The organism is Pallidibacillus pasinlerensis (assembly GCF_009996845.1).
GTDB lineage: Bacteria > Bacillota > Bacilli > Bacillales > Caldibacillaceae > Pallidibacillus > Pallidibacillus pasinlerensis.
Genome location: NZ_JAACYS010000020.1, coordinates 1 through 13,016, shown reverse-complemented (window position 1 = coordinate 13,016; position 13,016 = coordinate 1). Strand labels below are relative to the sequence as shown.

Annotated in this window: 9 protein-coding genes, 1 pseudogene and 1 other annotated feature; of the genes and pseudogenes, 3 read left to right on the top strand and 7 right to left on the bottom strand. The window is 35.0% G+C overall.

What is annotated here, in order from left to right; translation table 11 throughout:
- Positions 1-55: 55 nt before the first annotated feature.
- Positions 56-1,261: an MFS transporter gene (locus GW534_RS06230; protein ID WP_161920198.1), complete on the bottom strand. Its 1,206-nt coding sequence runs from the start codon at positions 1,259-1,261 to the stop codon at positions 56-58.
- A 393-nt stretch (positions 1,262-1,654) separates the two neighbouring features.
- Positions 1,655-1,869: a binding site (T-box leader), on the top strand.
- Between the two features lie 64 nt (positions 1,870-1,933).
- On the opposite strand from GW534_RS06230, the gene hisC reads away from it, so the two are divergent.
- Positions 1,934-3,007, top strand: a complete 1,074-nt coding sequence (hisC, locus tag GW534_RS06225) for a histidinol-phosphate transaminase (protein ID WP_161920197.1) — start codon at positions 1,934-1,936, stop codon at positions 3,005-3,007.
- Positions 3,008-3,056: 49 nt separating this feature from the next.
- On the opposite strand, the gene GW534_RS06220 is transcribed toward hisC, so the two are convergent.
- Positions 3,057-4,739, bottom strand: coding sequence for a methyl-accepting chemotaxis protein (locus GW534_RS06220; protein WP_161920196.1), 1,683 nt, complete (start codon positions 4,737-4,739; stop codon positions 3,057-3,059).
- Between the two features lie 238 nt (positions 4,740-4,977).
- Between GW534_RS06220 and GW534_RS06215 the strand changes: the two genes are divergently transcribed.
- Entirely contained in the window at positions 4,978-6,198 is a 1,221-nt protein-coding gene (locus GW534_RS06215) for an EAL domain-containing protein (RefSeq protein WP_161920195.1), read from the top strand.
- A gap of 33 nt (positions 6,199-6,231) precedes the next feature.
- Here GW534_RS06215 and GW534_RS06210 read toward each other — a convergent pair whose 3' ends face one another.
- From GW534_RS06210 to GW534_RS06195, 4 genes and pseudogenes are all read right to left on the bottom strand, one after another.
- On the bottom strand, positions 6,232-7,209 hold the full coding sequence (locus GW534_RS06210; RefSeq protein WP_161920194.1) for an alpha-ketoacid dehydrogenase subunit beta: 978 nt from the start codon (positions 7,207-7,209) through the stop codon (positions 6,232-6,234).
- A 1-nt stretch (position 7,210) separates the two neighbouring features.
- A complete protein-coding gene (pdhA, locus tag GW534_RS06205) occupies positions 7,211-8,293 on the bottom strand; it encodes a pyruvate dehydrogenase (acetyl-transferring) E1 component subunit alpha (protein WP_161920193.1) in 1,083 nt (360 codons plus the stop codon).
- A 12-nt stretch (positions 8,294-8,305) separates the two neighbouring features.
- Complete coding sequence (locus GW534_RS06200) at positions 8,306-9,532, bottom strand: dihydrolipoamide acetyltransferase family protein (protein ID WP_161920192.1); 1,227 nt, start codon at positions 9,530-9,532, stop codon at positions 8,306-8,308.
- 33 nt (positions 9,533-9,565) lie between these two features.
- Positions 9,566-10,335, bottom strand: a pseudogene (locus GW534_RS06195) (SDR family NAD(P)-dependent oxidoreductase).
- Positions 10,336-10,649: 314 nt separating this feature from the next.
- On the opposite strand from GW534_RS06195, the gene GW534_RS06190 reads away from it, so the two are divergent.
- Positions 10,650-11,474, top strand: a complete 825-nt coding sequence (locus GW534_RS06190; RefSeq protein ID WP_161920191.1) for a purine-nucleoside phosphorylase — start codon at positions 10,650-10,652, stop codon at positions 11,472-11,474.
- A gap of 95 nt (positions 11,475-11,569) precedes the next feature.
- On the opposite strand, the gene GW534_RS06185 is transcribed toward GW534_RS06190, so the two are convergent.
- On the bottom strand, positions 11,570-12,964 hold the full coding sequence (locus GW534_RS06185; protein ID WP_161920190.1) for an L-cystine transporter: 1,395 nt from the start codon (positions 12,962-12,964) through the stop codon (positions 11,570-11,572).
- Positions 12,965-13,016 lie beyond the last annotated feature (52 nt).

The window sequence follows — 13,016 nt, the reverse complement described above, 5'->3', positions numbered from 1 at the left end:
TTAGTTGATAAAAATAAAAAAGGAGACTGCCCATTGAACAGCCTCCCTCTCTACACTAAGACACTTCTTGTAACTGTTTTTTCCTTCTCATTGCTGCTTTTTTTCCATGTAAAAAGTAATAAAGAATTACAGTTAAAAAGACGAATAATGCCAATATGAAATACATGCCTCGAAATCCTACAAACGGAATAATAAAACCGATCAAGTATGGTCCAATCCCGACGCCACCGTCTAAACAAATATAAAAAGTTGAAACGGCAAGACCTACCCTTTCCTTCGGTGCTTCCTTCACAGCAATAGCTTGTCCACTAGAAACGAGTGTCCCAAAACCTAATGCTAAAAAGGCACCCGATAATAAAAGGACAATTCCATTTTCGGCCTGACTTAATAAAACTAAACATATGGCTAGGAAAATAATTGCCGGATAAATGACGATATTATCTCCCTTTAAATCTAGTAGTCTACCAGTAATCGGTCTTGTGAATAATAGAACAATCGCATAAACAATAAAAAATAAACTTGCAATGTCTTGTAATTGAATTTCGATTGCATAAACGTTAATAAACGAGACAATACTTGCATAGGCAATTCCGATAATAACCATCATAAAAGAAATCGGTAATGCTTTCATCTCAATAAAGTCTTGGATGTGAAATCCAGATTTTTGTTTTTTCAATTTTTCTCGAAAGATTTCTGCTTCAGGGATTTTAGCAAATAAGGAAAGAAGCAAACTAAATACAGTAAAGATAGTGCAGATGATGAAAATTGTTTGGAAGTCATAGTTTTGCGTTAAGTACAAAGCTAAAAATGGGCCTAACGCAGTTGCGAAGACAGAACTAAGAGTGTAATAACCGGTCCCTTCTCCTTTTCGTTCATAAGGAATCATATCCATTACAGCTGTAGACATCGCTGTTGTAGAAGCACCAAAGCCCATTCCATGGATAAAGCGGATAATTAATAATAAACTTAAACTGTTTGCCAAAAAGTAAAATAAAATTGCAACTAAATATAAGATGAGACTGCCGTACAATAACTTTTTCCGGCCGATTACTTCAATATATTTACCCGCTAACAATCTAGCAAATAAAGCACCAATAATGAAAATACTAGCAGCTAATCCGGCCTCACTTTCAGAAGCCGCAAATCGCTCCACTGTATAAAGGGCAAATGAAGTCATCAATAAATAAAAAATTAGTGCTACAAAAAAACTAGCAGAAAATAAAATAATGAAATCTTTAGTAAATATTTTTTTCTCTCTCAATGTTATACCTCCATCCTAACTCATTTTAGTACTATTTTTAGATTTATGTCAAAAGAACTGTTGACTTTTCAGTTATACACTTATACACACATGTGTATAACTGTAATACATCACATTACAACTAGGTGGTGAATGATGTTTGAGTTGATAGTATTCAATTATCTAATTCGACATTCATCATCGCTTCCATTATCTTAAGCATAGTCGTTATCTGGTTTATTCGCTTAACGACGAAAAAAGTGACCATCAAATTATAAAATAATCACCTTTTAAACAAATGACTTTTATTCAATGATAAAAGTCATTATTTAAGCTCTACTAATTAATCTTGTTCAGTCAAAATTAATATTGACTCTTTCCTCAAATCAAACTATAATCAATTACATAATATTTCTAACAATTTGAGAGGATTTTAGTAGTGTTTATCTCCCTGTTTTAGAAAGCTGATGGTTGATGCAAATCAGTACATAGATAAAACATGAATTACAGTCCTTGAGCATCTTTTTCTATTATTTCCTTATTGGAAAAGACGGTGAAAACCGTTATAAACATGAGTGGTGAAAGTATTTTCACAATTAGGGTGGTACCGCGTATGATTCGTCCCTACTGTATTTCAGTAGGGATTTTTTGCATATTTACATGAAAAAACTTCAGAAAAGAGGGATTTGATTAATGAAAGAAAGAATTTTACAACTCCAACCGTACAAACCAGGTAAATCGCCAGAGCAAATCAAAAAAGAATACAATGTTGATGAAGTTATTAAACTTGCATCAAACGAAAATGCCTTCGGTTGCTCACCAAAAATTGCTAAAGCTGTTCAAGAAGCGCTTAAAGAAGCTGCTACTTACCCAGATGGTAATGCCGAAATCATTCGCCAAAAAGTAGCTCAACATCTACAAGTGAAAGAAAATGAATTACTATTCGGTGCAGGACTTGATGAAGTCATTCAAATTTTAAGCCGTGTCTTATTATGTGAAGGGGATAACATCGTAACGGCGAACCAAACTTTCGTGCAATATAAACATCATGCCGTTATTGAAGGCGCGGAAATTCGTGAAGTTCCGCTTGTCGATGGTCGCTTTGATTTAGAAGGGATTAGATCAGCGATAGATGAAAAAACCAGAATCGTTTGGATTTGTAATCCAAATAATCCAACTGGAACTTATGTAACAGAAGAAGAACTAGTAAGCTTTTTACACAAAGTACCAGGATATGTAACAGTTGTACTAGATGAAGCGTACTATGAATATGTTGTTGCTGAAGATTATCCGGAAACAGTTCCATTAATTAAAAATTACGATAACCTAATTGTTTTAAGAACATTCTCAAAAGCTTATGGACTAGCTTCCCTACGAATTGGCTATGCTGTCGGTAATGAAGTTTTAATTGCTAAACTTAATATTGGTCGCCTACCGTTCAATACTTCCACTATTGCTCAAGTTGCTGCAGCTACTGCATTAGATGACCAAGAGTTCATTAAACATACGGTTTCAGAAACGAGAACAGGAATCGAACTATTTGAACAAGAATTGGAAACTTTAGGTGTATCTTATTATCCATCACAAACGAATTTTATTTTCGTTCATACAAAAGATCCACAAGCTGTATTTACAAAGTTAATTGAAAAAGGATATATCGTTCGTCCAATGCCAAATGGTGTCCGTATTTCCATGGGAACGATGGAACAAAATAAAGCAGTAATCGAAATATTGAAAAACGATATTAATAAAGATTTATTAGTATAATTGAAAAAGGGCTACTTCCTAATGGATGTTAGCCCTTTTGAATCTGCAATTATAATTTAAAATTTTTTACATGCCTATTTAATTCTTCTGATAGTGTAGCAAGTCCATTTGCTCGACCAGCCACCTCTTCTACTGAACTATTAATTTGTTGTGTACTTGCAGATGATTGTTCAACAGCACTTGCAGATTCCTCTGCTATTGCAGCGATTTCTTCAATTGATTCATTCATATCTTTACTACCAACTGTGATACTTGCTAACTTTTCCGCAATTTCTTCAATGTTTACAACCATATTCGTTATCGATTTATTGATCTCGCTGAAAGCTTCAGATGTAGCTTTTGTTAAAACAAACCCTCGTTCCACTTCAACATAACCATTTTTTAAAGATTCACTAACCGCACTTGATTGACCTTGTATTTTCTCAACAATACTTGTGATTTCTTTTATCGATGAGGCAACTTGTTCGGATAATTTTCTTACTTCATCTGCCACTACCGCAAAACCTTTTCCATGTTCACCAGCACGGGCAGCTTCAATAGCTGCATTCAATGCTAACAAATTCGTTTGTTCCGAAACCTTTTTAATGATTGTAATTAATTTGGAAATGTCTTGAGTGTGATTCGCTAACTGTTCGACTTTTCCAACCGCATCTTTTACAATTTCATTAATTGATCCCATCTGTTCCTCAGAGGAATCCATTGTTTTCTTACCTTCATCAGCAAGTTTCAACACTTCAAGAGATGAAGTTTTGATAAATTCACTCTTCTCATTTGTATCTTGAATTTCAGTAACAAAATGATCCATTCCTTGCGCCAATTCTTGTGCATGCACAGCTAACGTCTCAGCCCCTGAAGTGAGATCTTGCATCGTTGAGGCAACTTGATTCGAACTTTCATTAACTTCATTTGATGCTTGTCTAAGCTCACTACTATGTAATTTGACAGTTTCGGAAACTTTAAATATATCATTTAATAAATTATGAAGAATTTCTTTCATTTCATTTGTAGCTGAAATAAGTAATCCGATTTCATCTTTCCGTTTTACTTCTAACGTTCTTCCTGTTAAATCCCCTTTTGCAATTTTCTGCAATTGCTTTGTTACCTTTTTAAGTGGAAGTCCGATTGATCGACCCATAAAAATTCCAATCGTAACAGCACAAATAATTGCAATAATATTTAACGCAACAATTAACAGTAACACTTTTTCATATATGTCTCTATTCGATGCATTCAAAGCTTCGGCATATTCACGGTTTAAACTTTGTAATGATTCTAAATTTACACTTAACCGGTTATATGAAGGATTACTCCTATGTAACATATGTTTTGCTTCAAAAAAATTTCGATTTTCAATGGATTGTATTGTGTCTAAAATATGCCCTTTATATACTTCAAAATCTTGTTTAATCGATTCTAGATACTCTTGTTCATCGCTTTCCATTGAATATTTCCCTAAATTTTCAATGATACCCTCAATGTTTGTTAAACTGGATTTTGCTGTTTGAGCAAAGGACTCGCCTTCATAAAGAACGGATGTTAACATTTGTACATTTGTATTTTCCATCATTTGTGTTAGTTGGGATATTTCTCCTTGAGGAATGACTCGATTACGATACATTTCGTTGCCATTTTTAGCAATATTCCAAAGACCGTAAAAAGAGCTCACTCCGAGAATAATAATAAAACAAACAATTAGTAAATAAGAAAAAACAAGCTTTCTTGTTACCCCCATTTTAATCCCCCAAGAATAATAGTAATTGTTTAACTAAATGGATTTACTTCATCTAGTGTACAGTTAACTTATACCTTACTGTTTCTCTATTACTATTTATCAATAATTAACATCCATATTTTAACAAATATATAAGAAGAAAAATAGGAATTTACATATTCACATAAAATCCTGGTACATTTTAAAGGATATTGTTATCTCGACATAAAATGTTATCATGGATGAAGGAGGTGTAAATATGGATCCTGTTGAAATCTTACTTAATCAAGATAAAATCATTCCTTACTATCGACCAATCATCTCTGCTGATACTCAATTAGTAACGGGTTATGAAGTCAGCGCATTTTTCCAAGAGCAAGATGGAACAATTCAAAACCTTGACTGGTTTTTTAAGGATCCATCTATTCCTGAAGAATATCTCCTGGAAATTATCAATCATGTAATTCATAGTTCACTAAATTACTATTTAAACAACAAAATTTCAGCTAATTTACTATTTAAATATGAAGCAAAAATATTATATAAAGATCGTGGCGAAAACTTAATAGAATTATTACAAAGCTATTCAGAACGAAACTTAAATCTAAATAAAATTGTTATCCAAATAAAAGATGAATTTTCTTATGACGAGTTAGAATCGATTGAAAAAGTGTTCCAATACATGAAATCATTCGGTATAAAAATTGCAATTGATGATACCGGTGAACAAAATGGGAACTTAGAACGTTTAGCCCTTTTGAAACCAAATATAATTAAAGTCGACGCTGGCTTTTTAAATGATGAAGATCTCCCTCATTTATTTCCAGATGTTCATCACTCTCTTTCTTTATTTGCTAGAAAAATCGGTGCATCCTTAATGTTTAAAGGGATTAATACATATAATCAATTAAATTACGCATGGCGAAACGGTGGACAATTTTATCAAGGGAACTTTTTACACCGTCCCGAACCTCATTTTGTTGATATAAATTGTTGTAAAGCTAAATTAGAAAAACATTTTCAATTGTTCATCAATCATGAGCGAAAAAAAGTAAAAGCTCAATTACAATTGACAAAAAATATCCATCGTCTATTTAAATCAATCTTACAAACCGTGGATATAGATCAAAACTATGATGATTTAATTTTACATATTGGAAAAAAATGTTCCGATTTTGCCTTTCGCGTTTATGTATGTAATGATATGGGGATTCAAGTTTCAGCTGATGCGATAAAACTGAAAGATGGAACTTGGGAGCTCGTACAAAACGAACGTATGAAAAACTGGAGTTGGCGACCTTTCTTTTTTGAAAACATTGCCCGGATGAATTTAGAAAAGAAAGGGATTTTATCCGATTTATATACAGATATTGAACGATATGAACTAATACGGACGTACTCATATCCAATCTCGGACGACTTATTTATTTTTCTAGATATACCATATGACTATTTATTTGAACAAGAAGGATTATTGTAAAAACGGCAAGCACAAAGCTTGCCGTTACGTTTATTAGTAACTTAATAATTCATGAATTGCAGCTTTGATTCGCTTAGGATTTGGAAGCCAATCATCTTCGATTGTTCCGACTGGATATGGTGTGTCGTAACCCGTTACACGAAGAATCGGTGCTGATAAGGAAAAGACTCCTTTTTCACTTACTAAAGCGGCAATTTCAGCACCAATTCCGTTCGTTTTCACCGCTTCATGGACAATCATAAGACGTTCTGTTTTTTCAACGGACTTTAGAATCGTATCAATATCTATCGGTGCTACCGTACGTAAATCGATAAGTTCTAAATGAATGCCTTCTTGTTCGTATTCATCTACAATCTTTTTCAATAGTGGCATAACCGGACCGAAACCGACAATCGTTGCATGATACCCTTCTTTTACCACTTTCGCTTTTCCAATCGGCACTTCATACGCTTCTTCAGGAACTTCTTCTTTAATTGTACGATATAGTTTCATCGGCTCTAAAAAGATAACCGGATCTTCATCACGAATCGCCGCGATTAATAATCCTTTCGCATCATATGGTGTTGACGGCATGACAACCTTAATTCCTGGTGTATGGCTAAACAAAGCTTCTAAACTATCGGAATGTAATTCTGGTGTTCGTACCCCGCCACCATAAGGGCTACGAATGACAATCGGAACATTGTATCTCCCAGCCGATTTGAATCGCATGCGAGCAGCTTGGCTTGCTATTTGGTCCATTGTTTCATAAACAAACCCAAAGAATTGAATTTCTGGAATTGGGCGTAACCCATTCAAACTCATTCCGACAGCTGTACCAATAATCGATGACTCAGCAAGGGGAGTATCGATAACGCGATGTTCACCAAATTGATCAATGAGTCCGTCGGTTACACGGAAAACGCCACCGTTTCTACCGATATCTTCACCTAATAAGACGATGCGCTCATCACGTTTCATTTCTATTTCAAGTGCTTGCCGGATTGCTTGAATCATTGTCATTTCCGCCATTTTATTCACCTCCACCGTTAGCCAAGAATCGTTTTGCCTCTTCTTGTTGTTCTACTAAGAGGTCATGTTTGTTTTCGTATACATAATCAAAGGCTTCATCCACAGTCGGGATTTGCTTACTTTCAATTACGTCGATGAGTTCGTTTAGTTCATCATTGAAGCTTTCTTCTAATTGGTTGTCCTTCGTTTCATCCCACAATCCTTTATTTTCTAAATACTTTCTTAAGCGAATAAGCGGATCCTTTTGTTGTGACCATTGTTTTACCTCTTCTTCTGAACGATATCTTGTTGGATCATCGGAAGTTGTATGTGGACCGAAACGATATGTCACTGCTTCTATTAACGTTGGACCTTCTCCATTTCTTGCCCGTTCAATCGCTTCTTTTGTCACTTCATGAACTGCTAAAATATCATTCCCATCAACTTGTACACCTGTCATACCATATGCTACCGCTTTTTGCGCAATCGTTTTACTTGCCATCTGTCTTTCAAGTGGAACACTGATGGCATATTGGTTATTTTGACAGAAAAAGATGACAGGTAGTTTGAAGACAGAAGCAAAGTTTAATGCTTCATGGAAGTCTCCTTGAGATGTGGCACCGTCACCGAAATATGTAATAGCTACACTATTTTCTCCTTTATATTTTGAAGAATAAGCGATTCCCGTCGCATGAAGTGTTTGAGCAGCAATAATAATTTGCACTGGAAGAATCCTTAATCCTTCTGGAATTTTTCCACCGTATAAATGTCCTTTACTATAGGAAATAATTTGTTCTAATGGAAGACCATGTACCATTGACGCTGCATGGTCACGATAACTCGGTGCTACCCAATCTTCTTTCGTTAATGCATAAGCACTCCCAACTTGTGCTGCTTCTTGTCCACTTAATGGAGCATATGTACCAAGTCGTCCTTGCCTTTGTAATCTGAGAAGCTTTTGATCTAGTATTCTTGCTTTTTTCATCCATTCATACATTTCCCGTAACTGTTCATCAGATGTTGTAATAGTAGGATTACCAATAATATTTCCTTCTTCATCTAACATTTTTACTTGTGTAAATGTTAGTTCGTTTTCATTAAACATACTCAGTCCCCCCTATCTTGCATTTAATATCCATTTTTCCGGATGTTCTAACAACGTTTTTATATCATTCATAAACATACCTGCAGGCGCACCATCGATGATTCGGTGATCAAAAGATAGACTCATGCCCATCACTCTACCGATGCCAATTTCTCGGTTTGGCAATATCACTGGTTTTTCTTTAATTGAATGGATACCTAAAATTGCTACTTCAGGATAATTAATTATTGGTGTCGCATAAAACCCGCCTTTCATACCCGTATTTGAAATCGTAAAGGTACCCCCTTGAATTTCGTTTAGGCTCAATTTTCCTTCTTCAGCTTTTTGAGATAACTCCGCAATTTCCACTGCAATTTCTTCAATCGATTTTTGGTCGGCATTATGGATAACTGGTACAACTAAGCCTTTTGATGTGGCCGTTGCAATCCCGATATTGTATTGTTTTTTCAATATAATATTTCCGTTTTCTTCATCGATTGTCGAATTAAAAATTGGATTTCGTTTTAATGCATCAACGACGACTTTTACAATAATTGGTAAGTATGTAATTTTTAACGATGAAAACTTGTTTAGTTCTTCTTTAAATTGAACTAGACGATCTGCATTAATTTCATCCATTCCCGTCGTATGTGGGATTGTGAATGCAGACTTAACCATATTTTCATAAATCTTTTTACGTAAGCCGCGAATTGGAATTATTTCATCTTGAGTATCTTCATGTGGCGAAGGTGGTGTTGGTTGTTGTACTTTTACTGGTTGTCCTTCTTTTCGATTTGCAAAGTTCAGTACGTCTTGTTTTGTTATACGACCATTTTTTGCTGAACCTTGCACTTCATTTAAATCAATATTCATTTCTCGAGCTAATTTACGCACACTTGGTGCTGCAATGATGCGTTTTTCCATGGGTGACTTTTTTAAATGAGGATATTTTTCCAATAAACTTGAGGTTTGTTCTTGGTCAGTTTTCTGCTTGGTAGTCGGTGCTGATACAGAGCTTGACTCATTTTGAAGTTCAATTTCGACTAAAGTATCTCCAACATATATGGTATCGCCCTCTTCCCCATTCCTCTTTTTAATGACACCACTTTTCGGAGAGGTGATTTCAACGGAAGCTTTATCTGTTTGCACTTCAACAATTGGATCATCAATCTTTACCGTATCGCCTGCATTGACAAACCATTTTAAAATTTCCGCTTCATGAAGTCCTTCACCAATATCAGTAAACTTTAAAACATACACATTACTCTACCTCCCTTTACATTTACTAATCTATTACGTTAACAAATAACCGCCATCAACAAGTAAATCAGCACCTGTAATGTATGATGCTTCATTTGAAGCTAAAAAGGCGATCGTATTTGCTATTTCTTCCGGTTTTGCTAAGCGTTGCATAACAATTCGTTTCTTAATCGCATTCATAAAGCGTTCGTTTTCCATCGCATCGCCTATGAGTGGGGTTTCAACAAAACCAGGTGAAACTGAATTCACACGTATTCCAAAACGACCGTACTCAAAGGCTAATGCCCTTGTTAAATTTAAAACCGATGCTTTTGCTGCACTATAATGTGGGAATTTCGCACCTGGTTTATGACCAGATAGAGATGAAACGTTAATGATGGTGCGGTCCATATTCTCTTGGTTTGGATGATCAATCATTATTTTTCCTAATACTTTTGAAACGAGGAAAACACTATTTAAATTTACATTTTGCATTTGTTCCCAAGTTGAATATGTTGTCTCTTGTATTGTTGAATTTTCCATTCCACCGGCATTGTTCACTAAAATATGTAAATTTTTGAAATCGTTTACAATATAGTCTTTTAAAAGATTCACATCTTTTTCTTCGGTTACATCACAAACAAAAGGAAAGGCACTTTTTTCACCTTGTTCATTTATTTCTGCTGCTACTCGTTCTAACTTTTCCAACGTCCGGCCAACAAGAATGACTTTGCCCCTTCTTCAGCAAACCGTTTTGCTGTTGCCTCACCAATGCCACTTCCCGCACCTGTTACAACAGCAATTGCTCCAGAAAATCTTGACATATTATATCCCCCTTTACATATAAAAAAGGCAACAAAAAGTCACACTCTTAGAACTACAAATTAATTATACAATATAAATAATTTTCAGACTAGAAAAACAACTATTCGTGAATAAAATTATAAGTTTTTCCGTATAATAATTATGGGGATAATAAAGAATAAATGTGCTAGGCAATTTTGAACTGGAATATAGACACATTTTACATTCCTATTCTTTTAACTATTTACAAACAAAATTTATTTCATTAAACTCTATATGGATAGGAAAATAATGGATTGCAATTTTTAATTGCAATAAATGGAGGTTTACATACATGCATAACATTCAAGAGATTAATCAAGCAGCACAATACATAGCAAGCAAAACCGATGCGAAACCAAAGGTTGGTTTAATTTTAGGATCTGGCTTAGGTTCCCTTGCCGATGAAATTAAAAATCCGGTAAATATTCCTTATAACGAAATTCCTTTCTTTGCCCAATCCGGTGCAGTTGGTCATGCGAATGAACTAGTGATTGGTGACTTAATGGGTGTAACTGTCGCAGCAATGAAAGGTCGATTCCATTATTATGAAGGATTTACTTTGGATGAAGTAACTTTCCCTGTTCGGGTCATGAAAGCGTTAGGTATTGAAAAATTAATTATTACTAATGCTTGTGGTGCTGTTAATAAAGATTTCGAGCCTGGCGATTTAATGTTAATTACAGACCATATTAATTTAACAGGTGCGAATCCATTAATCGGACCGAACAATGATGAACTTGGTACACGCTTCCCTGATCTTTCCCAAGTATATGATAAAGATCTACAAGCTATTGCTCAGCAAGTTGCTCAAGAAAAAGATGTAACTTTACATGAAGGGGTTTATGCTTGGTGGACAGGTCCAACTTATGAAACACCTGCTGAAATCCGTATGATTCGTACGTTAGGTGCCGATGCGGTCGGTATGTCTACTGTACCGGAAGTAATTGTTGCTGCCCATAGCAATATGAAAGTGTTAGGTATTTCTTGTTTAACAAATATGGCAAGTGGAATATTAGAGACTCCACTTAGTCACCAAGAAGTGATAGATGTGGCAGCTAAGGCAAGAGAAAAATTTGTGAGTTTAATTAAAGGGGTTTTAGAAAACTTAAGTGCATAAATAAAGGACTGCTGACTGGCAGTCCTTTTACTTTTTTACTCAATTTATTTATTATTTTTTAGGCATTATAAAAATTTATTAATTGCGTCTACTTTTTATGCCTCCACGACTTCATTTAAACTATTTTTATCATTGTATACTTCTTCATTTAATTCACCAGTAATTTTACCAGTAAGTACACCTGACATCATACTTCCACTCACATTCAATGCAGTACGTCCCATATCAATAAGTGGCTCGACAGTAATTAACAACCCAACAATCGCAACCGGTAAGTTTAAGACAGATAAAACAATTAAAGAAGCAAAAGTAGCTCCACCACCAACACCTGCTACACCAAAGGAGCTAATCATAATAACTAAAATAAGTGATACGATAAACCCTGGGTCAAGTGGATTGATGCCTACTGTTGGTGCAGCCATAACCGCTAACATTGCAGGATACGTTCCTGCACAACCATTTTGACCAATCGATAAACCAAATGGACCGATAAAGTTTGCTACACCTTCAGAAACACCATAACCATCTGTTTGTGTTTTAATGTTCAGTGGCAATGTACCTGCACTTGAACGAGATGTAAACGCAAAGGTTAACGCCGGCATTCCTTTTTTCACAAACGTAATTGGATTTAATTTAGCAAAAGAAATTAATAATAATTGCACAATAAACATCGCAATTAGGGCTACATATGAAGCAACGACGAATTTCCCTAGATTGATAATTGCTGCGTAATTACTAGTAGCAGCTACTTTTACCATTAATGCTAATACACCATAAGGAGTTAGACGTAATACTAATGTTACGATTCGCATTACGATGGCATATAAGGCATCAATAATTTTCTTGAAAAATTCACCTTGTTCAGGCTGTTTCCGTTTTACCCCTAAATAGGCCATACCGATAAACGCTGCAAAAATAACTACCGCAATTGTCGATGTTGGACGAGATCCAGTTAAATCTGCAAATGGATTAGACGGGAAGAAGGATAAGATTTGTTCAGGAATTGTTAAATCTTCAACCATTGCTGCTCGTTCAGCAAGAGCTTCATTTCGAGCTTTTTCCGCTTCTCCTTCATGTAGCTCCATTCCATCTAAACCAAATCCTACAGTTGTTGCGATGGCAATTGCAGCCGCAATTCCTGTTGTTAAAATTAATATTCCGATACCGTAAAAACTGATTTTTCCTAGGTTTTTGGATAAAGTAACTTTAGTAAAAGCTCCAACTATGGATACAAATATTAACGGCATTACAACCATTTGTAGTAATTTCACATAACCAGAACCAACGATATTGAACCATTCAATCGTATGTTCAGTTACAAAAGAATCGGTTCCATAAATTAAATTAATAATAACACCGAATAAAAGCCCGAGTCCTAGACCAGCAAAAACACGTTTTGAAAATGAAACATGTTTCTTCTGCATCATAAATAAGCCAACAATAAGGGCTAGTAAGATTATAATATTTATAATAACAAATAGCGTATTCAATGAAGTACCTCCTCAACATTTTCTATACTAGTATATTTTGTACAACATTAAT